The sequence below is a fragment of the Nocardia cyriacigeorgica genome (genome assembly GCF_029868385.1).
GTDB classification, from domain to species: Bacteria; Actinomycetota; Actinomycetes; order Mycobacteriales; family Mycobacteriaceae; genus Nocardia; species Nocardia cyriacigeorgica_F.
Genome location: NZ_JARWNX010000060.1, coordinates 36,037 through 62,915, shown reverse-complemented (window position 1 = coordinate 62,915; position 26,879 = coordinate 36,037). Strand labels below are relative to the sequence as shown.

Annotated in this window: 22 protein-coding genes; 12 read left to right on the top strand and 10 right to left on the bottom strand. The window is 67.6% G+C overall.

What is annotated here, in order from left to right; genetic code table 11:
• Positions 1-52 precede the first annotated feature (52 nt).
• Positions 53-1,171: a hypothetical protein gene (locus QH168_RS21045; RefSeq protein WP_280236476.1), complete on the bottom strand. Its 1,119-nt coding sequence runs from the start codon at positions 1,169-1,171 to the stop codon at positions 53-55.
• Between the two features lie 19 nt (positions 1,172-1,190).
• Entirely contained in the window at positions 1,191-1,652 is a 462-nt protein-coding gene (locus QH168_RS21040) for a hypothetical protein (protein WP_280236475.1), read from the bottom strand.
• A gap of 2,445 nt (positions 1,653-4,097) precedes the next feature.
• Between QH168_RS21040 and QH168_RS21035 the strand changes: the two genes are divergently transcribed.
• From QH168_RS21035 to QH168_RS21010, 6 genes are all read left to right on the top strand, one after another.
• The gene (locus QH168_RS21035; protein WP_280236474.1) at positions 4,098-5,069 is read left to right on the top strand and encodes a hypothetical protein; all 972 of its coding nucleotides are present in this window, start codon (positions 4,098-4,100) and stop codon (positions 5,067-5,069) included.
• 111 nt (positions 5,070-5,180) lie between these two features.
• Positions 5,181-5,381: a hypothetical protein gene (locus QH168_RS21030; RefSeq protein ID WP_280236473.1), complete on the top strand. Its 201-nt coding sequence runs from the start codon at positions 5,181-5,183 to the stop codon at positions 5,379-5,381.
• A 382-nt stretch (positions 5,382-5,763) separates the two neighbouring features.
• The gene (locus tag QH168_RS21025) at positions 5,764-6,366 is read left to right on the top strand and encodes a TetR/AcrR family transcriptional regulator (protein WP_280236472.1); all 603 of its coding nucleotides are present in this window, start codon (positions 5,764-5,766) and stop codon (positions 6,364-6,366) included.
• 65 nt (positions 6,367-6,431) lie between these two features.
• Positions 6,432-7,211: a DNA repair protein RecO gene (gene recO, locus QH168_RS21020; protein ID WP_280236471.1), complete on the top strand. Its 780-nt coding sequence runs from the start codon at positions 6,432-6,434 to the stop codon at positions 7,209-7,211.
• A gap of 66 nt (positions 7,212-7,277) precedes the next feature.
• Positions 7,278-8,105, top strand: a complete 828-nt coding sequence (locus QH168_RS21015; RefSeq protein ID WP_432421149.1) for an isoprenyl transferase — start codon at positions 7,278-7,280, stop codon at positions 8,103-8,105.
• Positions 8,102-8,530: a YbjN domain-containing protein gene (locus QH168_RS21010; protein ID WP_280236470.1), complete on the top strand. Its 429-nt coding sequence runs from the start codon at positions 8,102-8,104 to the stop codon at positions 8,528-8,530. The genes QH168_RS21015 and QH168_RS21010 overlap by 4 nt, the downstream gene beginning before the upstream one ends.
• A 9-nt stretch (positions 8,531-8,539) precedes the next feature.
• On the opposite strand, the gene QH168_RS21005 is transcribed toward QH168_RS21010, so the two are convergent.
• Entirely contained in the window at positions 8,540-9,154 is a 615-nt protein-coding gene (locus tag QH168_RS21005) for a TetR/AcrR family transcriptional regulator (RefSeq protein WP_280236469.1), read from the bottom strand.
• 104 nt (positions 9,155-9,258) lie between these two features.
• On the opposite strand from QH168_RS21005, the gene QH168_RS21000 reads away from it, so the two are divergent.
• Entirely contained in the window at positions 9,259-10,233 is a 975-nt protein-coding gene (locus QH168_RS21000) for a hypothetical protein (protein ID WP_280236468.1), read from the top strand.
• A gap of 74 nt (positions 10,234-10,307) precedes the next feature.
• Here QH168_RS21000 and QH168_RS20995 read toward each other — a convergent pair whose 3' ends face one another.
• Together QH168_RS20995 and QH168_RS20990 are read right to left on the bottom strand one after the other, a co-directional pair.
• The gene (locus tag QH168_RS20995) at positions 10,308-10,724 is read right to left on the bottom strand and encodes a Fur family transcriptional regulator (protein WP_280236467.1); all 417 of its coding nucleotides are present in this window, start codon (positions 10,722-10,724) and stop codon (positions 10,308-10,310) included.
• 2 nt (positions 10,725-10,726) lie between these two features.
• Positions 10,727-11,077, bottom strand: a complete 351-nt coding sequence (locus QH168_RS20990; RefSeq protein WP_014349778.1) for an ArsR/SmtB family transcription factor — start codon at positions 11,075-11,077, stop codon at positions 10,727-10,729.
• Between the two features lie 210 nt (positions 11,078-11,287).
• Here QH168_RS20990 and QH168_RS20985 point away from each other — a divergent pair, with 210 nt between their 5' ends.
• Complete coding sequence (locus QH168_RS20985; protein ID WP_432421148.1) at positions 11,288-12,688, top strand: glycine--tRNA ligase; 1,401 nt, start codon at positions 11,288-11,290, stop codon at positions 12,686-12,688.
• Here the strand turns inward: QH168_RS20985 and QH168_RS20980 are convergent.
• Positions 12,658-13,152, bottom strand: a complete 495-nt coding sequence (locus tag QH168_RS20980) for a hypothetical protein (protein WP_280236465.1) — start codon at positions 13,150-13,152, stop codon at positions 12,658-12,660. The genes QH168_RS20985 and QH168_RS20980 overlap by 31 nt on opposite strands.
• Between QH168_RS20980 and QH168_RS20975 the strand changes: the two genes are divergently transcribed.
• On the top strand, positions 13,130-14,413 hold the full coding sequence (locus QH168_RS20975; RefSeq protein WP_280236464.1) for a phthiocerol/phthiodiolone dimycocerosyl transferase family protein: 1,284 nt from the start codon (positions 13,130-13,132) through the stop codon (positions 14,411-14,413). The genes QH168_RS20980 and QH168_RS20975 overlap by 23 nt on opposite strands.
• Before the next feature lie 98 nt (positions 14,414-14,511).
• Here the strand turns inward: QH168_RS20975 and QH168_RS20970 are convergent, their stop codons facing one another.
• Positions 14,512-16,482: a TPM domain-containing protein gene (locus QH168_RS20970; protein ID WP_280236463.1), complete on the bottom strand. Its 1,971-nt coding sequence runs from the start codon at positions 16,480-16,482 to the stop codon at positions 14,512-14,514.
• A gap of 143 nt (positions 16,483-16,625) precedes the next feature.
• On the opposite strand from QH168_RS20970, the gene QH168_RS20965 reads away from it, so the two are divergent.
• Both QH168_RS20965 and QH168_RS20960 read left to right on the top strand, forming a co-directional pair.
• Complete coding sequence (locus QH168_RS20965) at positions 16,626-17,303, top strand: MBL fold metallo-hydrolase (RefSeq protein ID WP_280236462.1); 678 nt, start codon at positions 16,626-16,628, stop codon at positions 17,301-17,303.
• Between the two features lie 160 nt (positions 17,304-17,463).
• Positions 17,464-22,923 (top strand): carboxyl transferase domain-containing protein, encoded by a 5,460-nt coding sequence (locus QH168_RS20960; protein ID WP_280236461.1) that lies wholly within the window; start codon positions 17,464-17,466, stop codon positions 22,921-22,923.
• Between the two features lie 300 nt (positions 22,924-23,223).
• Here QH168_RS20960 and QH168_RS20955 read toward each other — a convergent pair whose 3' ends face one another.
• From QH168_RS20955 to QH168_RS20945, 3 genes are all read right to left on the bottom strand, one after another.
• Complete coding sequence (locus QH168_RS20955) at positions 23,224-23,625, bottom strand: ArsR/SmtB family transcription factor (RefSeq protein WP_280236460.1); 402 nt, start codon at positions 23,623-23,625, stop codon at positions 23,224-23,226.
• Positions 23,625-24,281 (bottom strand): SRPBCC family protein, encoded by a 657-nt coding sequence (locus tag QH168_RS20950; RefSeq protein WP_280236459.1) that lies wholly within the window; start codon positions 24,279-24,281, stop codon positions 23,625-23,627. Before QH168_RS20950 ends, QH168_RS20955 begins: the two co-directional genes overlap by 1 nt.
• A 370-nt stretch (positions 24,282-24,651) precedes the next feature.
• Positions 24,652-25,974 carry a lipase family protein gene (locus QH168_RS20945; RefSeq protein WP_432421147.1) on the bottom strand — a complete coding sequence of 441 codons (1,323 nt, stop codon included), beginning with the start codon at positions 25,972-25,974 and terminating at the stop codon, positions 24,652-24,654.
• A gap of 258 nt (positions 25,975-26,232) precedes the next feature.
• Here QH168_RS20945 and QH168_RS20940 point away from each other — a divergent pair, with 258 nt between their 5' ends.
• Positions 26,233-26,841: a TetR family transcriptional regulator gene (locus QH168_RS20940; RefSeq protein ID WP_280236457.1), complete on the top strand. Its 609-nt coding sequence runs from the start codon at positions 26,233-26,235 to the stop codon at positions 26,839-26,841.
• The last annotated feature ends 38 nt before the right edge of the window (positions 26,842-26,879 follow it).

The following is a 26,879-nucleotide window of genomic DNA, read 5'->3' as shown; positions in this document are numbered from 1 at the left end:
TCCATAGATCAGCTTCCGAACCGGGTCGCTCAATGATGTCGATCGAGCACGGTCAGGATTGCCCGGTGTCCCAGTGATACTCGACCTGATGGTCGTCGATCATGACGCCTTGGCTGCGGAGGCTGTCGATGACTTGCTCGGTGATGGACCGCGGAGGGCGGTAATGGGTGCTGTGGTCCGAGATCAACTGCACGACGCCGTTCGCAGCGGCGATTTCACCGGCGCCTGCCGCGGGAGCTCCAGCGAGCAGGCTCGAATGATGGAACTGGCCGAGGATGTGGTGTGGGGATGAGTACAGTACGCCGTCGGCATCCATGGCGAATATCGCGCGGCCACCCTGTGGTGTCCACAGTGTCTTCGACGCCGTTGTGTCGAACGGGCGCCCCTCGCTGTCGTACACGAATCCGTCACGGAAGTGCAGGCGGTAGCGCTGCCGCTGCTGCTCGTCGAGATATTCGACCTGGCTGCCGTTCCATACCGAGTTTCCGGGAAGGTTTTCGCCGACGAACTCGTCCTGGATAGGGATCGTTTCGTAGGTGGGCTGTGCATTGTGCTCACCTGTCGTGGACGGAGTGCGCAGCGGAATGATCTCGTGCGACTCCAGGTTGGTGTGCTCGACGAGCTCGTTCAATATTTCCGACGGCGGGCGATCGCGATCGGTGGCAACAATTGCGACATCGTTCGTTTCACGCCAGTAGGGCCAGATGAATCCGATCTCGGTGCCCGAGCTCAGTCGGAGAAGGAGAAAATCGGGATAGATGTCTTCGCGCCGCACGAATCTCCTGCCGAGTATCCCCTCTAGCGTCGGGACGGGGCGATCCGCGACCGCGATCGCATAACCATCCATGAAATCGTCGAAGCGTTCGTCCGGAAGCAACTGAAATGGCGGTTCCGGCCAGGGGCGAGCCGAGTCGAGGTAGTCGATGACGGCGCCGAGGAACCGCCGGAATTCCGAATCGGTGTGCTCGGTGGGTATGTCGCGGGTCAATGAGCCACTGGCCCGCGCCGCCTCGGTGAGGGCTTGGTACTCGTCTTCCGGTGTCAGGTTCCAGAGCGGCCGTGCGACCAAGCCGTCCGCGACCCGGGCGACCACCCTCGAGTCGAGCCTGTCCTCGAATTGCACGCTGTACAGCACCGCGTTGGCAATATCTCGCCACTGGGTTGTATTCATTGATCGAAGCCCTTTCCGGTTAGTCCCAGTTACGTGCCATGCAGTGCACTTGGCTGTTGTCGATGGGGATTCCTCGGCTGCGCAAGTTCATCACGACCTGGTGGGTGTACCGCTGCGGCGGACGGTAGTGGCCACTCGCGTCAGTGACCAACTGCACCACGCCGTCGATGACCACGAGCTCGCCGGCGCCAGCGACCGGACCGCCCGCAAGAAAGCTGGAGTGATGAAAATGGCCAGGTGCGTGTTCCAGCGAGGCGTAGAGGTTTCCCTGACTGTCCATGACGAATATGGCTCGGCCGCCACCACTGTGCGCAGAATGCGCACGCCTGGTGTCGAAAAGGACGCCGTTCGCGTCGTATAGCAGCCCATTGTGAATAGTGAGGCGGAATTGTTGACGAGTTTGCTCGTCGTGGTACTCCACATGCGAGTTTCTCCAGCGAGCATTACCCGGCAAATGCTCACCGTGGTACTCGGCTTGCATACCGAGAGTGTCGTACGTCGGTTGATGGGGAGGCGGTGGCGTCTGGTTGAACGGATCGGGCTGGGTGTCAGGCGAGCCGTCCGGCCTCCCACCCTGGGCCGTTCGATTCGCGGGTGGCGGGAACCCCTGATGCGCCGGTGATCCCGCAGGCCGGTGCGGAATGTCGGGGCGCGCCGGTGCGCGACGGAACCAGTCGCGAAACCCTCTGCGCTGACGCTGCTCCGGCATGGCATGGGTGTGTCTGCCGTTCGGATTCTGTGGGTCATGGGGAGCCGCGGGGTTGTGCGGGACGTGCGGTGGGCTCGGGTGCCGCTGCGGGTGAGCCGATTGCGGGGCCATTGGATGCCCCGGGCCGTGGGGGCGCGACTGCTGCGTGTGTGCAGGAGCCTGCTGCGAATGGGGCGGCTGGTGGTGGGGCCGGTTCGGTTGGTGTTGCGCTGTATGCGTCGGCTGCTGTGGTGTCCGGGTAGCCGGTGGTGGTGTGTGGTTGGGCTGGTGGGGCTGCCGAGTTGCTTGGTGTTGTGCTGGATGTGTCGGCTGCTGCGGGGTGCGGGTAGGCGGTTGTGTGCGGCTGGGCTGTGTCGGCTCCGGCCGCGGCCGGCGCGAAGGTGGCGTGGATTCTGGTGCACGCGTGATGTGTTCGTCGCCGCGAGGAGGCGAGTTACGCGGCGTGTGTGGGGCAGGGCTCGTGTTCGGCGAACGATGCGGCGGCGTTCCGTGACTGGGTGTGCCTGCCCGCGGCCACCACTCCGGCAGTTGCGACATGCGGCGGTGGAAGTCGGGGTCCTGGTGTGCGTAGCGAGGTGGGGTGACAGCCGGGTTTCTGGTGTCCGCAGGGCCTTCCTGAGCCGTGCGGGTGGGGGAGTTCTCGCGCTGAGCCGGGGCGGTTCGTGACGGATCGGAGGGTGTGGTTCGCGTGGCTGTGGGGTTTGTCGGCGCCTGGGGCAGATTGTGGGAGGGGTTGTCGAATGACCGTGAAGGCGTCGGTGGATTGCCGTTGGCCTGCGGTGTTGGGCGTGAATTGGTAGGGGTGGCTGGTGCGTGTGCTGGTGTGGGGTTGTCGGCAGGGGGTGCGGTGGTTCGGGGCGCGGAGTCGGTGGGTGTGGTGTGGGTGGGGATGCCGGTGGACGGTGGGGTTGCTGTGGCTGTCGAGGCCGCCGAGGTATCGGTGGGGATAGCGGTCGGGCTCTGGTGCGTGTTGGTGGGTGATGCCGAGGGGTCGGTGCCCGGAGTCGTGGATTGGGGGTGGGATGCGTTCGGGGTGTGACCCGTCGTCGGGCTCGGCAGGTCCAAAGAGCTGGGGCTCTGGTTGGGCGCGCCAGTTGGAGGGGTAGGGGTGTGGGTGACGCCGGGCGAGGTCGGTGCCTGCGGGGTTGTCGGCGGTGCCGCATTACCCGTCGAATTCTGCTCGGGCGGATCGACGCGGGTGGGCGGCTGGTGGGCGGCTGGGCCCTGCTCGGGGAGATCGAGAGTGCTCGGAGCCGGTGTGGTCGGCGGGTTCTGCGTAGGCGGTTGGTTCGCCGCGGGGGCGGAGTTGCTGTGCTCGGGGGAGCTGGGGGCAGCGGTAGTTGAAGGGGTCTGGGCAGGCGGTTGGCTCGCGGTCGGTGCCGCGTTGTTCTGCTCGGGAAGGTCGAGTGTGGATGGGTCTTGACCGGTCGGTGTGGTCTGTGCGGGCGGTGTGGTTTGGGTTGGGGTGTTCGGCTCGGGGAGATCGAGGGTGCTGGGGCCCTGGGCCGGTGGCGTGGTCTGAGTGGGCGGGGTGGCCTGGGTCGGCGCGTCGTTTTGCTCAGGGAGGTCGAGGGTGCTGGGGCCCTGGCCTGTCGGCGAAGTCTGGGTTGGGGGTGTGATTTGGGTTGGTGCGGTGTCTTGTTCGGGGAGGTCGAGGGTGCTCGGGCGCGAGGTGGGCGGGGTTTGACTCGGTGTCGTGGCCTGGGGTGAGGAACTCGTCTGATCGGATTGGTCGGGGGCGCTCGGATCGGGGCTCTGCGTGGTGGTGGGGGCGCCCTGGTCGGGGAGATCGAGGGAACTGGGCGGCTGGTTGTTGTCGGTAGGCGTGTTCGGGCGCGTGGAGTCACCACCGGTACCCGTTCCAATGGCAGCGGTTGCGCCGCTGCCCGTGCCGGTACCGGTGTCACTAGACGGGGTCGGCGTGTTGTTGGGTCGGCTCGCAGGGCCGTCGGTTTCGGATGGCTGTGTCGGGGTGGGGGATTGGGCGCTTCCGGTGGGCTGGGATGAGGGGGCGTCATCACCATCATCGTCCGCGGACGAACTGGTGGGCGGTGCGGGTGGGTCGTTCGGCGGAGGTGGGTTGTTGCCGCCTGAGCTGCTGGCGCTGTTCTCGCCGTCGCCGTCCGCGTGGCCCTGCTCGGCGGGGCCAGGTGCTTGGTTGTCGCCGCCGGAGCTGTTCTCCCCGTTGGTGTTGCTGTCGGTCGTGGTTGGAGAGGGTTGCGGCTGTTCGTTGGCGGGAGGAGTGTTGGCGGCGGGCTGCGGCTGCTCGTTGGCGGGGGGAGTGTTGCCGCCTTGATTGCCGTCGTTCTGGCTGCTCTGATTACCGCTGCCTTCGTGACCGGCGGGCGTGGTCTGGGCGGGCTGCTGGCTCGGTGGCGGGTTGTTGTTGCTGCCTTGATTCTGGCCGCCGGTGTTATCGGGGTCGTTTGCGGAGGCGGCGGGTTGGGTGTTGGCGGGCGGCTGGTTGCTGTTGTCGTTTCCGGTGTTCGGGCCGTTGCTGGGGTCACCCGCCGCGGCCGGTTGGGTGCGGGCGGGAGGCTCGTTGCCGTTGCCGTTGCCGTTGCCGTTGCCGTTGCCGGAGTCGTTGTTGCTGTTGGCGTTGGCCGGGGTGGTTTGGCCGGGTTGGTCGTTGTTGGTGTTGTCGGGTGGGTTGTTTCCGCCGTGGTCGTTGTTGTCGCCGCGGTCGGGGTTGTTGCTTTGGGGGTTGTTGTTCGGCTGGTCGTCGTTGTCGCCGCTGCTGTTGTCGTCGTTGCCGCGGTCGTTGTTGCCGCTCTCGTCGTCGTTGTTGTTGTCTGGCCCGTCGTCGTTGTTGTCGGGGTCGTCTGCGTTGTCGGTGCTGTCGTTGTTGTCGCCGCGGTCGAGTTGGTTTTGGGCGGCTCCGGCGGCGGCGCTGGTGAAGGTGTCGGCGGTGAGTTCGAACTCTTCACCGGTGATCGCGGCCATGGCGGCTTGGGAACCGATGTCGGAGGCGACTTCGGTGGTGTAGTCGGTGGCGAATTGTTTGGCCCGGTTACCGAGGGCGTTGGTGAGGCCTTCGCCGGCGTTGTCGCCGACGCCGTTGGTGAGCCCCCCATCACGGCCCAACCCACCGGAGAGAGCACCACCGATGGCGCCGCCGGCGGCGGACTGCCAGACCGAGGTGAAATCATCGCGGGACAGTTCGCGGTCGCCTTTGGCGGCCTGGAGTAGCCGGATGCCGAGGTCGAGGCCGCCTTCTTCCAATGCCCCGAGCGCGGCTTCTTTCACGACTCGGGACAGGATCCGCTGTAGTAGTTGTTTCATCGTCAACCGGATCGCGGCTTGGGTGGCGACGCGGGCGGCGGCGCCGGCGGCGGCTCCGGCGGGGGCACCGACCCCGGTGGCGGCCGCAGCGAGTGCGGCGGCCATTTCGACGGCGAAGATGACCAGTTGGGCGATGATCATCAGTTTGGTGTGTTCGATGTCGTTGGCGCCGTCATCGACCACACCCGCTTGGTCGTTCAACAGTCCGGTCAACGCTGAGAGGGCGCCGTCGTTGTTGCCGAGTCTGCGCCAGAACGCCTCGATCGCATCAGCGCTCTGCCCATCCAACGCGGCGAGGAGTTGGTTGACTTGGCGTTGGGCATCATCCCCGAGATCATCGAGAGTCGTGGCTGCGGTGGTGTAGGCGTCGGCGATACGCCGCATCGCGGTCTCATCACCCTCGGGCCAATCACCGGCCCCCACCACATACTTCGCCGCCCACTGCAACGCCTCGGGAATCTCGATACCCACCCCGGCGCCTCCCGTCCTCGTTTCGGTCAGAACCTATCGACACAGACATAGACGTGGCGAATCCGGTTTCGGTTCCATCCGATCGCGAGCGAGTTGCCGATCGCGGTCGATCTGGAGTTCACTCGGCAACATGCCGCGTCGCAGTCAGGAGGATCGGTCCAGGGCCACCAGGACGGCTCTGGAGGAGGCCGGGCTGCGGCTGTTCACCGAGCGCGGGTTCGCGGGCACATCGGCCGAGGAGTTGGTGGGTGCGGCCGGAGTGACGCGTGGTGCGATGCATCACCACTACGGCGATAAGCGCGGACTGTTCCTCGCGGTGCTCGAACAGTTGGAAACCGCGGCGACGGCCGAGATAGCGCAGGCCATCGAGACTGTGGACCCCGACGACACCGTGACGGCGATGGCGACCGGGCTGGCGACGTTCCTGGAGATCTGCCGCCGACCCGCCATGGTGCGGATCGCCCTGTCGGACGCGCCCGCGGTGTTGGGCTGGGAGGCGTGGCGGGAGTTCGAGAGCAGGCACGGGCTCGGGCTGATCATCGGTCAGCTCGAGCAGGCGCGAGCGGCGGGGGTGATTCCCGACGTCCCGGTGCGGGTGCTCGGCCAGCTCATCCTGAGCGCGGTGGCCGAATCGGGTCTGATCGTCGCGCATGCGGACGACCCGGACACCGCCCGGTTGGAATCCCAGCAGGCCTTGATGCTGCTGCTCGGAGGAATCCTGAACACCGGCTGAACAGGTGCGACCCGCGTAGTCCCGGCCTGACGCCGGGTGTCGCCCATCCATGAAAGACTGAGCGCGTGCGTTTGTACCGTGACCATGCCGTAGTGCTCCGCCAGCACAAGCTGGGCGAAGCCGACCGCATTGTCACCTTGTTGACCAGGCAAAACGGTCTCGTTCGGGCAGTCGCCAAGGGCGTGCGGCGCACGAAATCGCGCTTCGGCGCCCGGCTGGAACCCTTCGCCTACATCGACGTGCAGCTGCATCCGGGCCGCAACCTCGACACCATCACCCAGGTGCACACGGTGGAGGCCAACGCGGCGGGCATCATCGACGATTACGGCCGCTACACCACGGCCTGCGCGGTGTTGGAAACCGCCGAGCGCCTGGCCGGTGAGGAGCGCGCCCCCGCCGCCCGCCTGCACATTCTCACCGCGGGCGCGTTGCGCGCGATCGCCGCGGGACAACGTCCGCACGAGCTGGTCCTCGACGCGTTCCTGTTGCGCGCCATGGGTTTCGCCGGTTGGGCGCCCGCCCTGGACGAATGCGCCCGCTGCGCGACCCCCGGCCCGCATCGCGCCTTCCATGTCGCCGCGGGCGGCGCGGTCTGCGTGCACTGCCGCCCACCCGGCGCCGCGACCCCTGGCCCCGGCGTGCTGGATCTGATGATCGCCCTGCACCGCGGCGAATGGGAATTCGTCGACACCGTCCCCACCGCCACCCGCCGCCAGGCCAGCGGCCTGATCGCGGCCCATCTGCAATGGCACCTGGAGCGTCAGTTGCGCACGCTCCCGCTGATCGAGCGATCCGAGCAGTCCACCGGCGTCGCGCTCGCCGCCTCCGGGAACCAGGTCGGCTGAGGGCGCCGACATCGACGGCCCCGACGCGATGACACGGCGCTCGCGGCATCGGGCAAGATAGGACCGGTGATCCTCCGCCGAGACTCTTCCGCTGCTTCGGGCAACGCCTCCGCTGTCCGGCCGGGGGAAACCCGCACTGTTCGCCCGCCGTCACCGCATCCGTCCGGCGCGCGTCCGCCGCAGCTGCCGCCGGAGTTGGTCCCCAACCATGTCGCGCTGGTCATGGACGGGAACGGTCGCTGGGCGCAGGAGCGTGGGCTACCGCGCACCGCGGGTCACGAACGCGGCGAGGCGGTGCTCATGGACACCGTCGAGGGCTGTATCGAGATCGGGGTGAAGTGGCTGTCGGCGTACGCGTTCTCCACCGAGAACTGGCGGCGCAGCCCGGATGAGGTGCGGTTCCTGATGGGCTTCAACCGTGACGTCATCCGCCGCCGCCGCGACGAGATGCATGAGATGGGGGTCAGGGTGCGCTGGGCCGGGCGGCGCCCACGGCTGTGGCGCAGCGTGATCAAGGAACTGGAGACGGCCCAGGAGCTGACCAAGGACAACACCGTGATGACGTTGACCATGTGCGTCAACTACGGTGGCCGCGCCGAGATCGCCGATGCGGCACGGGAGATCGCGCGCCGGGTGGCAGCGGGGGAGATCGACCCGGACAAGGTCGACGAAGCCACGATCGCCCGCTATCTGGACGAACCGGATATGCCCGATGTGGACCTGTTCCTGCGTCCGTCGGGTGAGTTCCGCAGTTCGAACTTCCTGCTCTGGCAGTCGGCGTACGCCGAATTCGTCTATCAGGACACGCTGTTCCCCGATTTCGACCGCCGCAATCTCTGGGAAGCCTGCCTGGAGTACGCCAAGCGCGACCGCCGCTTCGGTGGCACCAAATGACCGGAGAGAATATGAATTCCGCACTCGAGCCGGACCTGGAACTGCAAGCGCGGGCAGGTGCCTGTCTGTCGATGTACGACATCGATGTGCGGGTCGACAACGACGGTTCGCTGCGTTTCGACTACGAGGGCGCGCTGTGCTCACTGGGCGCGGTGAACCTCACCACCGGTCTGGACGTACTGACGCTGACCTGCGTGCTGGCCTGGGATCGCCCGCTCAAACCGCAGCTGCACAAGCGGGTCGCCGAACGTAACAGCACCCTGCAATTCGGCTCGATCGTGGTGATCGGCCACGGCAAGCTCGCCGATATCGTGCTGCGCTACACCTTCCCTGCCGCAGGTCTCGACGATCATGCGCTGGCCACCATGCTGCTGCTGGTGCTGTCGGGGGCGGGGCAGGCGCGTCAGGGGCTGTTGCTGCCCTGAGCGGCGGGTTCAGGCCCTGCTCGGGGTCGTGGCACCGAACGGGAACAGTGACTCCATACCGCGCACCGCGGTCTTGCGGTCGAAATCGCCGATGATCAACTGCTGTAACAGGAATCCGGGTAGGAGGCCGAACAACGCGGTTGCCGTCGCTTCTTTGTCGGTGCCTTCGGGTAGCCAACCCGCCTCGATCGTGCGCTCGATGTACTCGGTCCACATCTCGCGGATTCCGAGCATCGCCCGGCGTACGTAGACGGCGGCGTCGGGATCCACCAGCGCCAGTGACCACGCCTGTGGGGCCAGCCGCAGCCTGCCCTCGGGACCGGTCTGCGGCAGGAACCAAGTGAGCATGTGGTCGATGACCTGGGCCGGGGTGGGGAGCGGGTCGCGGCGCACCACATCGGCCATCAACGCCCGCAGGTCCACTGTCGCGTTCGACGCCAACGCCGCGACCAGTTCGTCCTTGCTCTTGAAGTATCGGTAGACCGCACCGGCGGAGAGCCCGGATTCGGCGAAGACATCCTGCATCGAGGTGTTGTAGAACCCCTTGCGGGAGAAGCACCGCTGGGCGGCGTCGATGATCTGTTGCCTGCGGCGTTCCAGATGTTCTTCGCTGACTCGGGGCATGGCCCCAAAGTAAAACGAATATCCGTTCTTGACAAGCTCGAGGCCCGGTGGGACGGTGAGTGCATCAAAAAGAACGAGCCTCCGATTTTCGGGAGAACGTCATCATGAACATCACCCAGCGCGCCGTGGCCATCGGTGCCGCCGCAGCCCTTCTGCAAGCACTGATGCTGATCGCCTTCGCCTGGCCCGCCGCGAATATGGCGCCGCGTGACCTGCCGGTCGCGGTGACGGGCCCGCAGGCGGCGATGGTCGCCGAACGGTTGGTCGCGCATGATCCCGACGCCTTCGAGATCACCACGACGCCCGATGAGAACGCCGCGCGCGCCGCGATCACCGATCGTGAGGTCTATGGCGCGATCGTCACCGGCGGGGGCGCGCCCCGTGTGCTGATCGCCTCCGGCGCCAGCCCGGCCGTCGCCCAGCAGCTGACGCAGATCGCGCAGCAGATATCGGGCGTATCGGGTGCCCCGGTCGAGGATCTGGTCGCCGCCGATCCGGACGATCCGCGTGGCGTCGGATTCGGCGCCATGGCGCTGCCGCTGGTGATGTCGGGTATCGCCGCCGGTGTGCTGCTGACGTTGCTGGTGCCCTCGGCTCTCGGTCGGACGGTCGGTCTGCTGAGCTTCGCGGTGGTCGGCGGCCTGCTGAGCATGGTGATCGTGCAGGGTTGGCTCTCGTTGGTCCCCGGCAGCTACCTGACCTTGGCGGCGGTGGCCGGCCTGGTGTCGTTCGCGGTGGCGGGGATCGTGGCCGGTCTGGCGACGGTGGTCGGCCGTGCGGGCATCGGTATCGCCGCGCTGACCATGCTGTTGATCGGCAACCCGTTCTCCGCCGCCACCTCGGCGCCGGAACTGCTCCCGCAGCCGTGGGGCGCCATCGGCCAACTGCTGCCGCCTGGTGCGGGCGCCTCCCTGCTGCGATCGGTGGCCTTCTTCGACGGCGCCGCCGCGATGGGCCCGCTGGTGGTGTTGCTGGTGTGGGCCGGTGTGGCCGTGGCGCTGCTCGGTGTCGGCGCGATCCGCGAACGGCGCGGAACCGATGCGCCGGACTCGGCTCCGGCTCCCGCGATGGCGAGCTGAGTACCGATACCTGGCAGGGTGCGTTCGACCGGATTGCCACCGCTGACGCCGGTGAGGCAGCGTCGACCGCGCGATCAGCCCGCGCAGGCGCGGCAGGTGCCGAAGATCTCGAGGGTATGGCTGATCTCGGTGAATCCGTGTTTGTCGGCGATGGACTCGGCCCAGGCCTCGACCGTCGGCCCCTCGACCTCGATGGTGCGGCCGCAGCGACGGCACACCAGGTGATGGTGATGGCCGGTCGAGCACTGCCGGTAGATGGATTCGCCGGAGTCGGTGCGCAGCACGTCGACCATGCCCGCGTCGGCCAGTGACTGGAGGGTGCGATAGACCGTGGTCAGGCCGATGCCCTCGCCGCGTCGGCGCAGTTCGTCGTGCAACTCCTGGGCGGAACGGAACTCATCGATATCCCCCAGCAGTGCGGCGATCGCGCTGCGCTGGCGGGTACTGCGGATACCCACCGGCTTCTGCGAAACGACCAACTTGTCCGACACGATCAACCTTCCTCCACATGCGCGACGGCATCGACGACGATATGGGCCAGATGGTCGTCGACGAGTTCGTAGAGCACTTCGCGGCCCGAACGTTCGCCGTGTACCACACCTGCCGATTTGAGAATGCGCAGATGCTGACTGACCAGCGGCTGTGTGACGCCGAGCGCGTCGACCAACTCGTGCACGCAACGCGGCGACTCCCGCAGTTGTAGCACGATCGCGATGCGAACGGGGGCGGCGAGTGCGCGCAGCAGCTCTCCGGCGTCTTCGAGTACGGTCCGGGTGGGGACCGGCGCGGGGGCGGGGGACCGATACGGGTTGTGCGGGTGAGCGGTGGCCGTCTCGGCTGTCATCGAACCATCTCCTTATTGGAAAGCGATTCCATTTTGATATGCACAGGTGCGCATGTCAAATAGGCATTCCGTGGGGGTGGAAACCCGGTTGTGGAGGGTCGATAGGCTGTAGCGGTCTGATCGCATTCTTATAGTGCAGTCAAAGCCTGAACTACAAAGGATGTAGATCGAGCAGGCCCGATCCGGCCGCCCGATTCCGACTCGTACTGGATGGAGAAATCTCGCGTGGCACCCAAGTCGAAGGTGGACACCGTTGCCAACCTCGCCAAGCGCCGGGGTCTGGTGTACCCGTGCGGTGAGATCTACGGAGGCACCAAGTCGGCCTGGGATTACGGTCCGCTCGGCGTCGAGCTGAAAGAAAACATCAAGAAGCAGTGGTGGCGCGCCATGGTCACCAGCCGCGACGACGTCGTGGGCCTCGATTCCTCGGTCATCCTGCCGCGTCAGGTCTGGGAGGCCTCCGGCCACGTCGCGACTTTCTCCGACCCGCTGGTCGAATCGCTGCACACGCACAAGCGCTACCGCGCCGACCATCTGCTCGAAGCCTACGAGGAGAAGCACGGTCACCCCCCGGCCAACGGCCTGGCCGATATCAACGATCCCGAAACCGGCCAGCCCGGCAAATGGACCGAGCCGAAGAACTTCTCCGGCCTGCTCAAGACCTTCCTCGGCCCCGTCGACGACGAAGAGGGCCTGCACTACCTGCGCCCGGAAACCGCGCAGGGCATCTTCGTCAACTTCGCCAATGTGATGACCACCGCGCGTAAGAAGCCGCCGTTCGGTATCGCCCAGATCGGCAAGAGCTTCCGCAACGAGATCACTCCAGGCAACTTCATCTTCCGCACCCGCGAGTTCGAGCAGATGGAGATGGAGTTCTTCGTCAAGCCGGGTGAAGACGCCGAATGGCACAAGTACTGGATCGACACCCGGTTCTCCTGGTACACCGACCTCGGCATCGACCCGGACAACCTGCGCCTGTTCGAGCACCCCAAGGAAAAGCTGTCGCACTACTCGGCGGGCACCACCGATATCGAGTACCGCTTCCGCTTCCAGGGCGGCGAATGGGGCGAGCTCGAGGGCATCGCCAACCGCACCGATTACGACCTGAAGACGCATTCCGAGCACTCCGGCACCGATCTGGTCTACTTCGATCAGAACACCAAGGAGCGCTACATCCCGTACGTCATCGAGCCCGCGGCCGGTCTCACCCGTTCGCTGATGGCCTTCCTGGTCGACGCCTACGCCGAGGACGAGGCGCCCAACGCCAAGGGCGGCGTGGACACCCGCACGGTGCTGCGGCTGGACCGCAGGCTCTCGCCGGTCAAGGCCGCGGTGCTGCCGCTGTCGCGCAATGCCGATCTGACGCCCAAGGCGAAAGACCTTGCGACACAGCTGCGTAAGTACTGGAACGTCGAATTCGACGATGCGGGCGCGATCGGCCGCCGCTACCGGCGCCAGGACGAGATCGGCACCCCGTTCTGCATCACCGTCGACTTCGACACCCTCGACGACCAGGCCGTCACGATCCGCGAACGCGATTCCATGGCGCAGGAGCGAATCGCCCTCGATCAGGTCGAGGGCTATCTGGCCAAGCATCTGCTGGGCGCCTGATCCGACGCGAAGGGCCGGTACCGCATGCGGTACCGGCCCTTCGGCATACAGCTGTGCGCCAGGGTGGATAGGGACCGGATCAGCCCTACCCGCAGGGCAAGGGCACCTCGCCCGCTCAAGCCGGGACGTCCCGGAAGGCGAGTTCGTGGCGCATGCCTTCGCGGAAGAGTCCGGTGCAGCGACAGTTCCTCGTGATAGGTCGAATGGGCGGGGTCGACCAGATCGCCGAGACGCGCCGCGGGCGCCTGCCAGGCAAGCCTGCTGAACACAGGCACGTAGTCGACCAGGTACAGATAGTCCTGCTCGAGCCACGACCGGAAGACCGCGTCGGGCAGGTCGCCGCAGGCGATTCCGGCGACCGAATCCGCTTCGATGCCGAACCGTAATGTTTTCGGGCTCTGTGGATTTGCGCGCGGACCACTGTTGCCGCACGCTTGCGGAGTGCTGTGGGATGAGGGTGACATCGTGCGGTTGCTGGCGCCGTCGGAACAACGTTTCGTCCGGCACGGTACCTATACCGGGCGGTCGGTGTCGGTGGCCGGTCGACTCGATATTTCGGCGCTGAACGTCGCCTTCGCGATGCTGCTGCGCGCCTATCCGGTGCTGATCTGTCGGATCGGGATCGACCAGTACGGCCGCGGATACCTGCTGCGGCCTGCGAGTTCTCTGCCGGTGCCCGTACAGGCGCGCAACGGTGATCCGGCCGAACTCACGATGCCCGTACATCGGCTCGACCCCGTCGAGCAGCTCGCCTATCTGGATGTCGTACTCGGATCGGGTGACCGGGCGCGGGTGACGCTGTATGTGCACCACGGTGTTGCCGACGGCGGCCACAGCATCGAATTGTTCGCGCGGCTATGGGATTGCTACACCGGCCGGACCCTGTCCGCGCCCGATGCCATGATGACCTTCGACTACCCGATGTCGCTGGAATGGTATGCCGAACAACGCGGTATCGCTCGGCACCGGCGATCGGGCTTCGAAGACGTGGCGCGACCACTGCCACCGACGACCTCGGGGCCGGGTGACGATGTACCGGCCGACGGTGTGCTGGCCCGGCCGCGGCGCCTGCAACTGGATCCGGTGGCGACCGCACGCGTGGTCGAACTGAGCCGTTCGCACCGGGTGAGCGTCAATGCTCTGCTCACCGCGGCACTGTTGCGCGCGTACGCCGCGGCCACCGGGGGAGTGGGTGGTGTCCCCGTACCGGTGGGCTGTCTCTATCCGGTGGACCTGCGCGCCCGGCTGAACCCGCCGATTCCCGCCGCCGCCGGAACGAATATGGCCGGACTCGCCTCCTTCGCCGCCGATATCGACCGTGCGGGCTGTATCGTCGAACTGGCACAACGGATTTCGTCCCGGCTGCACGAGGATCTCGCGACCGGCACGGTCCAGCAGTCGGTGCTGCATTTCCCGGACTACTTCGGCGACCACCGCATCCACTCGCTGGCCGGACATATCGCGATCACCAACACCGGGGTGGTGCCGCACCTGCGCACACCCGACGGCGTGCACATCACCGACTACGAGATCGTGTACCTGTCGGCGCACCCGCGTCGCTCACTCGGTCCCTCCGCCGTGGTCACCTTCCTCGCCTATACCTTCGCCGCCCGGCTGACCGTCGCGATGCTCGGCGGGCCATACCCCAGCGACGACCTGCTCGGCGCCGTCGATGCCGAATTGACCGCGGCACCGGTGGAAGTGGGCAGCGGGCAGTTGGTGTAGACCGTGCGTCGAGTGGGTTGCGTTCACCGCGCGCCGCGGTCAGGCAGCAGCAACGCGCGTCGGGGCCGGGCATTCCTTGCGCTCCCCGCGCGCCGAGTTCAGAAGCGTCCGCCGCGGCTGACCCGGCGTGATCCGTTCGAACCGCCGAACGACGGTGGGCGATAGCGGCCACCGCCATACCCACCACCGTGCCGCGCGCCGGTCGCCGCGCCGCGCTGTAGTCCCTCGATCAGGATGCCGCCGAGGATCGCCCAGGCCTGCGCGCCTCCCGAGGGCGCGCGCCCGGCCTCCCAGCTCTGGACGCTGGCTTGGGCCTGCTGTAGCGCTCGTCCACCCAGCTCGGCGGCGGTCCGGGCGTGGGAGAGGGCTGTGGTCGGATCGCTGTCGCGCAGCTGGGTCGCGCCGTCGAGGTGGCGTTGTGCTTCGGCGAGACGGGTGCGGGCGGTGGCGTCGACGCCGCCGCGCCGGGTGCTGATGTAGTCGGCGGCGGCGCGCACCCTCGCGCCTGCGTCGGTCAACGCCTGGTCGAGTCGACGCCGCAGGTCTTCGGCCGCGAGTTTGCGGTCGGTGGCGCTCGCCAATGCCCGATCGAGGTCGGCGTCGGCAGTCACCGCGTCGTGGAAGGCACCCAAAGGGTCTGCGGCGGAAGCGGTCTGCGCGTTGTCGAGGACGGTGCGCGCGTTGGCCGTCGCTGTCGCGAGTTCGGATCCGCCGTAGCCGGTGAGGCTGTCCGCGGCGGCCAGGTCGTTGCGGAGTTCGTCCAGTGCCGCGGGCAGTCCGGCGCGTGCCTGCTCGATATTCGTCGCGGCGTGGAGCACGGCGTCGAGCAGCGTGCGCGCCTGTCCGATCGCGCCCTCGGCGGCCCGGATCGCGGCCACCGCGCCGCCCTGTTCGCCGACCTTCCGTCGCAAGGCCTCGCGACCGGTGTCGATGTTGTGTTCGGCGAAGGCGATGCGTTCACGCGCCATCGCGGTGTTGTCCCGGATCGAGGTCAGGACCTGCGGCGGATGCGCGGCGACGAGGCGGTCGAGTTCCGCATCGGCGGCGGGCACGCGGCCGGTGAGTTCGACCAGGTCACGGGTCAGCGCGTCCAACCGGTCACCGGCGTTGATGAGCAGATCACGCATGGAATCGAACGCCGCGACCTGCTCGTCGAGTTCACGGTCGGCTCGGCCGACGGTGCCGATGAGGTCGATCAGCAGGGCTCGCTGCTCGTCGGGAGTCTCCGGGATGGCGTCGTCGAGCCGCTGCCGGATGGCGAAAGCCTGCCCCATCGCCGCCCTCGCCTGATCGAGCGCGGTGCGGAACGGGGTGACGGCGGTATCACCGAATTCGCCGGCCGCCAGCTCCAGCTCCTCGGCGCTGGTGCGCACCGCGTTATCGATATCGACCAGCAGCTCCCGTGAGCGGGCATGCAGGACGGGCAACGGCAGCCGCGCCAGCGTCGCGGTGTCGGCGGGATCGACTGTGCGGGCGCGCTCCAACTCGGCGCGTTCGCGGCCCCGCCGCCGCTTGCGCGTGAACAGCACCAGCGCCCCGACGGCACACACGATCAGCACCCCGATGATCAGGACCGCAACGACGCTCACCCCGCCGCCGGACATCGCCGCGCCGATCCCGTCGGCGGCCGCCACGCCCGCCTCGGCCCAGCGACTGTCGCGCAGTGCGGGTTCGACCTCCGTGGTGAGGATCCGGTCGAGTTCGGATTCGCTGACACCGCTGGGGGTTTCGCCTTCGAACGCGTACGCGCGGTCATCGACCGCCACCGCGAGCAACAGATCCCGCTCACCGAATCCCGAGCGCTGCGCGGTTTGTGTCGCCCAATCCTGCGGACTCGATCCGGCGAAATCGCGGACGTAATACACCCACAGCCGCAGTTGATGATCGGCATAGAGCTCGTCGACCGCGCCGCGCACCTCATCGGCGCCCGTCGAGTCGAGTGCGTTCGCCGAATCGACCACATAGGTGTCCATTCGTGTCGGCGGCTCCGCTCGCGCCATCGGCACCGCGACCACCGCGACCCCGAGCACGATCAGCACGAACCAGCGGACGACCCGATGCAGCGCCATGCGGTCGAATCTATCGCGCGCCACGGGCGGATCGGCCACGGTCGGGCACCGCGGCGGTCGGTCGGGACTTCGGTGCGTCGTGCGGGCGGTCCTCCGCGGTCGCTGCCGCCGACATCGGGGCGTGGCGGGGATAACATCGGTGCGTGGTCACTATCGATGGCACCTATACCGGTCAGGTCTCGGCCGGGTCCGCCGCGCAGCAGCGCGATGTCCCCGGCGCGCGGATCATCAAAATGTCGGTCGGGCCCATGAACAACAACAGCTATCTGGTGCAGTGCACCGCCACCGGTGACGCCCTGCTCATCGACGCCGCCAACGAGGCCGACCGGCTGATCGCCCTGATCGATCAGGAGACACCGGGCCAGATCCGCCGCATCGTCACCACCCACCGGCATCCGGACCACTGGCAGGCCCTGGCCCAGGTCGCCGCGGCCACCACGGCGCCGACCACCGCCCACGCCCTCGACGCCGACCACCTACCCGTCACACCGGCCGCCACCCTCGCCGACGGTGAATCCCTCGCCATCGGCGAGCTGACCTTCGAGATCATCCACCTCGTCGGCCACACACCGGGCTCCATCGCCCTCGCGCTCACCGACGGTTCCGGCCGCACCCACCTGTTCACCGGCGACTCGCTGTTCCCTGGCGGGGTGGGCAAAACCGCGAACCCGCACGACTTCGACAGCCTCTACACCGACGTCACCACCAAACTGTTCGACCGATACCCGGATGACAGCGTCGTCTACCCGGGCCATGGCGACGACACCACTCTCGGCGCCGAAAGGCCGCATCTGGGCGAGTGGAAGGCCCGCGGCTGGTGACCGGACATCGCCGCCGGAGCGGGCGCCGCGTACGGCTCCGCTGAAAATACGGGCCGGTAGCCTCCGCACGCTGTGCACAATCGCGGCACATGCGTTCAGACTGACGGACAACCTGCAACCTCCGCCGGTGGGCGGAGCCTGCTTTGAAAGGAGCGGCACAGTGTTCAGCCGCATTGCCATCGTGAACCGGGGTGAGGCCGCCATGCGCCTCATCCACGCAGTCCGAGATCTGGCCGCGGCGACTGCGCGCCCGATCGAAACCGTCGCCTTGTACACCGACGTCGATCGCAATGCGACGTTCGTGCGCGAGGCCGATATCGCCTACGACCTGGGCCCGGCGTCCGCTCGTCCGTATCTGGATCTGAAAGCGCTGGAAAGCGCCCTCGTGACGACCGGCGCCGACGCGGCGTGGGTCGGCTGGGGCTTCGTCGCCGAAGACCCTTCGTTCGCTGAACTGTGCGAACAGATCGGCGTCACCTTCATCGGCCCGAGCCCGGAGGCCATGCGCAAGCTCGGCGACAAGATCGGCGCCAAGCTGATCGCCGAGGAAGTCGGTGTGCCGGTGGCGCCGTGGAGCCGCGGTGCGGTGGAGACCGTCGAGGCGGCGGCGGCTGCCGCGGCCGAGATCGGCTACCCGCTGATGCTGAAGGCGACCGCGGGTGGCGGTGGCCGCGGCATCCGGGTGATCAATGACGAAGCCGAACTCGTCGACGCCTACGAACGCACCAGCCAGGAAGCGGCGCGCGCCTTCGGCAGCGGCGTCGTCTTCCTCGAGCGCCTGGTCACCGGCGCCCGGCACGTCGAGGTCCAGGTGATCGCCGACGGTCAGGGGACCGCGTGGGCGCTCGGTGTGCGTGACTGCTCGGTGCAGCGACGCAACCAGAAGGTCATCGAGGAATCCGCGTCACCGGTGCTGAGCCTCGAGCAGACCGCCGAACTCAAGGCGTCGGCCGAGCGGCTCGCGATCGCCGTCGGATACCGCGGTGCGGCGACCGTCGAATTCCTCTACCACCCCGGTGACCAGCTGTTCGCCTTCCTCGAGGTCAACACCCGCCTCCAGGTCGAACACCCGATCACCGAGTACACCACCGGTTTCGACCTGGTGCGCGCACAGCTGCACGTGGCCTCCGGCGGCCGCCTCGAAGGCACCCCGCCCGCCGAGCGCGGCCACGCCATCGAGGCCAGGCTCAACGCCGAGGACCCCGACCGCGATTTCGCGCCCGCGCCCGGCCGCATCGCGCTGCTCGATCTGCCCGCCGGCCCCGGTATCCGCGTCGACACCGGTGTCAGCGAGGGCGACACGATTCCCGCCGACTTCGACTCGATGATCGCCAAGATCATCGCCTACGGCCGTGACCGCGAGGAAGCGCTCGGTCGGTTGCGCCGGGCCGTCGCGCAGACCCGCGTGATCATCGAGGGCGGCGCGACCAACAAGAGCTTCGTGCTCGACCTGCTGAACCAGCCCGAGGTGATCGACGCCAGCGCCGACACCGGCTGGATCGACCGGGTGCGCGGTGAGGGCCGCCTGGTATCGCAGCGGCACTCCGCCGTGGCGCTCGCCGCCGCCGCCATCGACGCCTACGAAGAAGAAGAGCGGGTCGAGCGGCATCGTCTGCTGTCCACCGCGTCCGGTGGGCGTCCGCAGGTGCAGCACGAGAGCGGACGGCCACTGGACCTGAAGCTGCGCGGCGCCGGATACCGCGTGCGGGTCGCCCGGATCGGTGCGCACCGGTTCCGGATCGGTATCGAGGCCGGAGCCGAGATCCGCACCGCCGACGTCGACCTCGAGCGCTTCGACCGGCACACCGGTCAGATCGTGGTCAACGGCATCCGGTACCGGCTGGTCACCGGCACGCACGGGCCGGTCCACGTGGTCGATGTCGACGGTGTGACCCATCGGGTCAGCCGCGATGAAGGCGGCGTCGTCCGTTCGCCCGCGCCCGCGCTCGTCGTCGCCACCCCGTTGCAGGTGGGCGCCGAGGTCGAAGCGGGCGCACCGGTGCTGGTGCTGGAGTCCATGAAGATGGAGACGGTGCTGCGCGCGCCGTTCCGTGCCCGCCTCAAGGAATGCGCCGTCTCGGTCGGCACGCAGGTGGAGGCCGGTGCGCCGCTGCTGCGGCTCGAGCCGCTCGCCGACGACGACGCCGCCGCCGACGCCGCGGTGGAGGAGTCGGTGGAGCTGGACCTGCCCGCCGAATCCACCGCGATCCGGCCGCACGAGCGGATCCTGCGCGGTCAGCAGGACCTGCGCAGCCTGCTGCTCGGCTTCGACGTCGACCCGCACGACGACCGCCGGGTGGTGGCGGACTACCTCGCCGCGCGCAAGGCCGCCATCGAGGACAACCGCAGGCCGCTGGCCGAGGAACTCGAACTCATCGAGGTGTTCGCCGACCTCGCCGAGCTGAGCCACAACCGCACCTGGGGCGAGGACGGCGGCCACGGTCACGTCCACAGTGCCCGCGAGTACTTCCACACCTATTTGCAGAGCCTCGACGTCGAACGGGCCGGGCTGCCGGAGTCGTATCGGGCCAAGCTCGCCAAGGCGCTCGGACACTACGGTGTCACCGAGCTGGAGCGCACTCCCGATCTGGAAGCCGCGGTGTTCCGCATCTTCCTCGCCCAGCAGCGTCCCACCGACACGGTCACGGTGATCACCACCCTGCTGCGGGAGTGGCTGCGTGAGCCGCTGCCGGATCGCGCGCTGCGTGAGCCCGTCGGCTTGGCGCTGGAGCGGCTGGTCGCGGCGACGCAGGTGCGTTTCCCCGTGATCGCCGACCTCACCCGCGGTGTGGTGTACGCCTGGTACGGCCAGCCGCTGCTGCGGCGCAACCGGGCTCGCGTGTACGCCGACGTCCGCAAACACCTCAACCACCTCGACGCGCACCCGGACGCCGCGGACCGCGCCGAACGGCTGTCGGAGATGGTGCGCAGCACCGAGCCGCTGGTGCGGCTGCTCGGCCAGCGTCTGGTGCGCGGCAGCGCCGACAACACCGTCATGCTGGAGGTGCTGACCCGCCGCTACTACGGCAACAAGGACCTCGTCGACGTCCATAGCCGGGAAGCGGGCGGCTGCACATTCGTGGTGGCCGAGCGTCGCGGGCTGACCCTGGTCTCGGCCGCAGTGAGCTTCGACGCCCTCGACGCCGTGCTGCGTGGGCTCGCCGAACTCGCCAGCGGCGCCGCGTCCATCGAGGCCGATATCTACCTCGCCTGGGAGCAGCAGCCAGAGGACTTCGACGATATGGCCGCGGCGCTGCAAGAAGTGCTCAGCGCGCAGCCGTTGCCGAATCAGGTGCACCGCATCACCGCGACGGTCGCGGGCAGCGACGGCACGGTCATGCACCACCACTTCACCTTCCGACCCTCGGTGACCGGTATGGACGAGGAGCGGCTGATCCGTGGCCTGCACCCGTACATCGCCGAGCGCATGCAGATGAAGCGGCTGCGCAAATTCGACCTCACCCGCCTGCCCTCCTCGGACGAGGAGGTCTACCTGTTCCAGTGCGTCGCGAAGGAGAACCCCTCCGACGAGCGGCTCATCGCGTTCACCCAGGTGCGCGATCTCGCTGCATTGCGTGAGCACGACGGTAGGCTGCTGGCCCTGCCGACGGCCGAGAGCACGCTCGCGGCCTGCGTCGACGGCATCCGGCGCGCCCAGTCGCTGCGACCCTCGGCCAAGCGCCTGCGCACCAACCGGATCGTCATGTACATCTGGCCGCCGCTCGATCTCACCCGCGCCGAGCTCGACACCATCGTCGAGCGCGTGGAGCCGACCACCGTCGGCGCCGGGCTCGAGGAGATCCTGCTCATCGCCCGTCAACCCGATCCGGCGACCGGCGAGCTGGTCAAGATCGTGGTGCGGATCGGTTTCGACGCCACCGGCGGCACCGAGGTGACCGTTGGCGAACGGACCGACGATGCGGTCGAGCCGCTCGACGAGTACCGGCAGAAGGTGCTGCGGGCCGCGGCGCGCAACACCGTGTACCCGTACGAGCTGACCGGTCGGCTGGGGGAGTTCGCCGAATACGACCTCGACGCCGATCATGCGCTGGTGCCGGTCGACCGGCCCAAGGGCAACAACTCCGCCGCGATCGTCGCCGGTGTGGTCACCACGCCGACCCCGCAGCACCCGGAGGGCATCACCCGGGTGGTGCTGCTCGGCGATCCGACGAAATCGCTCGGCGCGCTGTCGGAACCAGAATGCCGCCGGGTGATCGCCGCCCTGGATCTCGCCGAACAGATGCAGGTGCCGCTGGAGTGGTACGCGCTGTCCTCCGGCGCCCGGATCTCCATGAAGTCGGGCACCGAGAACATGGACTGGGTGGCGGCCGCGCTCAAGCGCATCGTCGAATTCACCCAGGACGGCGGCGAGATCAATATCGTCGTGGCCGGCATCAACGTCGGTGCGCAGCCGTACTGGAACGCCGAAGCGACGATGCTCATGCACACCAAGGGCATCCTGGTCATGACGCCGGATTCGGCGATGGTGCTCACCGGTAAGCAGTCGCTGGACTTCTCCGGTGGCGTATCGGCCGAGGACAATTTCGGTATCGGCGGCTACGACCGGGTGATGGGCCCGAACGGGCAGGCGCAGTACTGGGCGCCGAACCTCACCGCGGCCCGCGACGTGCTGATGTCGCATTACGACCACACCTACGTCGCACCCGGTGAGCAGGCGCCGCGGCGGTCGCAGACCACCGACCCGGTGGACCGCGATGTCTCCGATTTCCCGCACACCATGGCCGACAGCGATTTCACCACCGTTGGCGAGATCTTCTCCGCCACCGCGAACCCGGATCGCAAGAAGCCCTTCGATATCCGCACCGTGATGCGCGCACTGTCCGACCAGGACCACCCGGTGCTGGAACGTTGGGCCGGTATGGCCGATGCGGAGACCGCGGTGGTGCAGGATGTGCACCTCGGCGGAATCCCGGTGTGCCTGCTCGGCATCGAGTCCCGCGGGATCCCGCGTCGCGGTTTCCCCTCCACCGACGGTCCGGACACCTACACCGCTGGCACGCTGTTCCCGCGGTCGTCGAAGAAGGCCGCGCGGGCGATCAACACCGCGAGCGGTAACCGGCCGCTGGTCGTGCTGGCGAACCTGTCGGGCTTCGACGGTTCACCGGAGTCGATGCGCAAATTGCAGCTCGAGTACGGCGCCGAGATCGGCCGGGCCATCGTCAACTTCCGCGGGCCGATCGTGTTCTGCGTGATCTCGCGCTACCACGGTGGCGCGTTCGTGGTGTTCTCCAAGGCGCTGAACCCGAATATGACAGTGCTCGCACTGGAAGGTTCGTTCGCCTCGGTGCTCGGCGGTGCCCCCGCCGCCGCGGTCGTGTTCTCCGGTGAGGTCAACTCGCGCACGGCTTCCGATCCGCGGGTGAAGGATCTGGAGGCGCGCGCCGCCAACGCGTCCGGCGCCGACCGCGCTGCCCTCACCGCGGAACTCGACGAACTCCGTTCCTCGGTCCGCGCGGAGAAACTGGGCGATGTGGCCGCGGAATTCGACCGCGTGCACAACATCCACCGCGCCGTGGAAGTCGGTTCGGTCGACGCCGTCATCCGCGCCGCCGAACTCCGCCCGCGCATCATCGAGGCGATCGAGACCCGGTTGTCCTGATGCGTGGAGCCTGATCGGGATCGGTCAGGGGATACGGATCGTGAAAAGTAGCGGTGGCCAGGTCCTAGCGGCCTGGCCACCGTTGCTGTTTGCTAGATGGTTCGGCAGCCCTGGCGAGGGCAGCGGTCGGCGCTTGTGGGGATCGCGACCAACGACACGCGTGGAAGCCGTGGTCGTGTGACGCGCACGGGCGCTGCCGTCGATGAGTGGTGGAATGCGCGGCTCAACCGCGCTGGGCAGTTGTCGACCGTTTCGGCGTGGTCCACAGGTTCAGCGAATGTCGGTCCACACGGCGCGGACTCACGCCGGGCGACTGCGTTCTTCCACCGCGCCCCCCTGACCGCTCTCGCCGGTGCGCCGCGCACGCTTGCCACGTGCGACCTCGGTGGCGAGTGCGTCGAGCGGTTGTGCGAACTGGGCCAACGGGTCGGTCAGGTTGTCGAGCCATGATCGTGCCGCGTCCACACCAGCCGGCGCGACCGCGTACAACCGCCGCGTGCCCTCGGCGCGAACACTGACCAGCCCGGCGTCGCGCAGCACCTTGAGATGCTGGGAGACGCCGGGCTGGGAGATCGCGGTGTGCTGCTGAATGGCGGCGACGACCGTTCCGGCCGCTTGCTCACCGGTCGCCACCAGTTCGAGGATGCGCCGCCGGACCGGGTCGCCCAGCGCCTCGAAGATCTTTTCCGCAGGCGCGCTCATCAGGATTCGGCGCCGTCCTCCGGCTCCACCGTGTAGAAGAGCACGGTCTGCTCGGCGGCCGCCTTCGCCTCCGCCGGATCGTCACCGCAGCCGATGGCCGCCTCGGCCCAACCGGCCGCAGCCGCACCGACGAACTCCTTGCCTTCCGGAGTGGTCGGAAACGCCAGCCCCTCGGCCGGATCGACCGCCTCCCCACTGGACAGATGAAGGCCGAGCGCCATCATCACCAGATCCCACCCGACGCCCACCGCGCCGGGCCCGTACTGCGTCCACATCTGCGGATCGACCGGCGCCTCATGCTCCAGTTGCAGCAGCGTCCCGCCCTCGGTCGCCGCAAAGGTGACCTCCACCCACGACACCAGCGGCCCCATCTCCCAGGTCACCGCGAAGGACTCCGGCGCCACACACCGCTCCACCACCCCATTCGCGTTCCCCTCCAACCGATACCGCCCCCCGACCTTCAGCTCCCCACTGACCGGCAGGAACCACCGCGGAATCCGCTCCGCATTGGTCAACGCATCCCACAGATCCTCCCGATCCGTCGAATAGTTCCGCCGAGCCACCGCAATCCTCGTCGGCACCCCACCACGCTCCCCATTACGCACCTCACGCACCACCAGTCCGGCGACGGCAGCCGGGTCGGTCAGCAATGCCATGTCAACCTCCTTCTATAAGTTGACACTTATGATAACTCTCCGAACCTTCGCAAGTCGAGCACCCCTAGGGTGTTGCCTGACTTCGCCGCGACCTCATGCTCCATACAGTCAGTTCGGCGATGCTGATTCGGGCGGTCTGCTCGGTCCGGGTGTCTGTGCCAACGAACGGTGCCGATGAACTCGATCGCAGTCCTTGCGGTCTACGTCGTACTCGCTGGTGTCGAAACCCGGGTCATTCGGCTGCCGCTCATGACGGCCTGCCTCTACGGCGTGTGATCACAGGTAGCCGGTCGATGTTCGTCGGCAGAAGTTCTGTTCGGCCGACCGGGCGACCGATCGGCCGAACAGGGCGGGCGTAGGGATCTCGTACTCAGTCGAATGTGCAGCCCTGCACCGGCTTTCCCGCGAGCCGGTCCAGTAGGTAGCTGATCGCGTTGTCCGGTCCGAAGCCGTCGATCAACTCGGGGCCGAAGTGGTTGCCGAAGGTGGTGCCGGGGGCGATCGGGGGGAGGTGGTTGGTGCGGAAGGTGATGGTTGCGCCTTTGTCGCACCAGTCCTCGGCGAGTCGGCGGCCCTGGCTGTAGGGCACGGTGTCGTCGTTGATGCCGTGCGTGATCAGTACGGGGCTGGTGGGTTTCAGGGTGCCGGTGCGTTGTTCGCGCAGCATGCGGTCGGCGGCGGGGAGTTCGCGGAGATGGTCGAGCAGGGGGCGGCCGTCGACGGTGAGGTCGCTGGTTCGGGTGAACGGGTGGTTGGTGATGATGTCGGCGATGCATTCGTTCTGCACGCTGTCGAGCAGGGCGCGACCGGTGGGGGAGACCAGGTCGTCGACGAAGCTGCCCAGTTCGGGATAGCGGGCGACGAAACCGTTGATGGCGAAACCGATGGCGGCGCCGATCAGATTGCCGTCGATCTGTTCGACCACGGCCATCAGGTCGGCGGTCGGCGCACCGGCCCAGGTGCCCTTCAGATTCAGTTCCGGCGCGTAATCGGGCTGCATTTCCGCGGCCGACGCGCTCGCCCCACCGCCCTGCGAATAACCCCAGAGCACCAGCGGCGTATCCGGTCCGGTTCCCGCGAGAGCGTGGGCGGCGCGTGCGGCGTCGAGTACCGCGTGCGCCTGTTCGATGCGATTGGCGTAGGTGTGCACGCCGGGCGTGCCGAGCCCGATGTAGTCGGTGACGAAAACGCGTGCGCCGAGCGCGTTCCAGGCCGCGGCCGATTGCGCCTCCTGATTCGCCGACAGCGAGAGCGGCTCGGTGCTCACATGCATGCCGACGCTGAAGGCCCGCGACAGTGCGCATTGATCACCCTGACCGACGGTGCCGGGTGAGATGACCACCGTCGGCCGTTCGCCCGCACCGCGCCACGGTTGGGTGGCGTCGATGTAGGTGCCGGTTACCGCGACGGGGGCGTCGTCCTGGGTGCGCGAGGTGAACATCACCCGCTGGCCCTGCACCGGCCAGCCCTCGCTGCCCGGGGTCATCAGGAACAGCGGCATGGGTTCGGTCTTGATCACGGCACCATGTGTGGACGGCAATTCGCCTGGGGGAGTGTAGAAGTCGGGTGCGGCCGTGGCGGTGCAGATGCTTGCCGCGACGCCGAGCAGGGCGATGGCGCTCACGGCGAGCGTCCGGCGGATCAGTCCGGGTCGTCGACCACGCGAGGACGGGGCGGAATGCTGTCGATGCATGAGTTTCTTTCCGTGCGAACCATTGTCGAAATGCTCGCGGCGACTCCCGGAAACCATGGCCGGTCCGCATCCGCGTGCCGAAGCTGTCGAGCGGGATCAGCGGTGGTGGACCGAGCCCTGATCGACGACATAGAACCCCCTGCGCGCCGGACTCCCATGTGGCGAGGCCCGGCGCGAACCGGCTCACGAGCAGTGAGAGTAACATGGTTACCGTGTCTGGTAACACAGTTACTTGGCAATCGAATTACTGTGACGAGGATGGGTAGCGGGCGAGAGTCGGAGATATCCGGACAGATCACCGGCGTCGTGCTCGATGTACTGGAATCCGAGGGCTACGACGCGGTCCAGTTGCGCCTGATCGCCCGCCGCGCGCACGTCTCGCTCGCCACGGTCTACAAGCTCTTCCCGACCAGGGACGAATTGATCGTCTCCGCGATCGAGGAGTGGATGACCGAGCACACCTACGGTGAATTGAAGCCGTTGACCTCGCAGGACACTGTCCGCGACGGGCTCATCTCGGTCCTGCGGGCGGTGTTCGAACCGTGGGAGCGGAGCCCGAAGATGCTCGAGGCCTACCATCGGGCCCGCCTCGGCCCGGCCGGTCAACGTCTCGACGCACAGGGGTTCAACGCGGTCCTGCCGGTGGCGGTCGGCGTCCTCGACGGGCTCGATCCGGCCTACGCCGAGGACGTCGCGCTCATCCTGACCAATATGGTGCTCGCGCTCATCGGCGCCTTCGCCATCGGTTCGATCGAGATCACCGAGATCCTGCCGATGCTCGAACGCACCGTATTCCGATTGACCGCCGACAACGAAACAGCTGCCCGCGGCGGGAAAACGCCGGAGCCGCGGGACGAGGATGCGTGACCCACGGGTCAATAACGATTCGATGGAGAACCCTCGCC

Bases quoted from the DNA above. Each gene is read 5' to 3' on its own strand.
- QH168_RS20970 (WP_280236463.1), bottom strand. From the start codon at position 16,482: ATGGCGCTGCATCGGGTCGTCCGCTGGTTCGTGCTGATCGTGCTCGGG.
- QH168_RS20990 (WP_014349778.1), bottom strand. From the start codon at position 11,077: ATGACAGCCGAGACGGCCACCGCTCACCCGCACAACCCGTATCGGTCC.
- QH168_RS21040 (WP_280236475.1), bottom strand. From the start codon at position 1,652: ATGCAAGCCGAGTACCACGGTGAGCATTTGCCGGGTAATGCTCGCTGG.
- QH168_RS21005 (WP_280236469.1), bottom strand. From the start codon at position 9,154: ATGCCCCGAGTCAGCGAAGAACATCTGGAACGCCGCAGGCAACAGATC.
- QH168_RS20950 (WP_280236459.1), bottom strand. From the start codon at position 24,281: ATGGCATTGCTGACCGACCCGGCTGCCGTCGCCGGACTGGTGGTGCGT.
- QH168_RS20945 (WP_432421147.1), bottom strand. From the start codon at position 25,974: ATGCATCGACAGCATTCCGCCCCGTCCTCGCGTGGTCGACGACCCGGA.
- QH168_RS20955 (WP_280236460.1), bottom strand. From the start codon at position 23,625: ATGAGCGCGCCTGCGGAAAAGATCTTCGAGGCGCTGGGCGACCCGGTC.
- QH168_RS20980 (WP_280236465.1), bottom strand. From the start codon at position 13,152: ATGTCACCCTCATCCCACAGCACTCCGCAAGCGTGCGGCAACAGTGGT.
- QH168_RS21045 (WP_280236476.1), bottom strand. From the start codon at position 1,171: ATGAATACAACCCAGTGGCGAGATATTGCCAACGCGGTGCTGTACAGC.
- QH168_RS21000 (WP_280236468.1), top strand. From the start codon at position 9,259: ATGAACATCACCCAGCGCGCCGTGGCCATCGGTGCCGCCGCAGCCCTT.
- QH168_RS20940 (WP_280236457.1), top strand. From the start codon at position 26,233: ATGGGTAGCGGGCGAGAGTCGGAGATATCCGGACAGATCACCGGCGTC.
- QH168_RS20985 (WP_432421148.1), top strand. From the start codon at position 11,288: ATGGAGAAATCTCGCGTGGCACCCAAGTCGAAGGTGGACACCGTTGCC.
- QH168_RS21025 (WP_280236472.1), top strand. From the start codon at position 5,764: ATGCCGCGTCGCAGTCAGGAGGATCGGTCCAGGGCCACCAGGACGGCT.
- QH168_RS21010 (WP_280236470.1), top strand. From the start codon at position 8,102: ATGACCGGAGAGAATATGAATTCCGCACTCGAGCCGGACCTGGAACTG.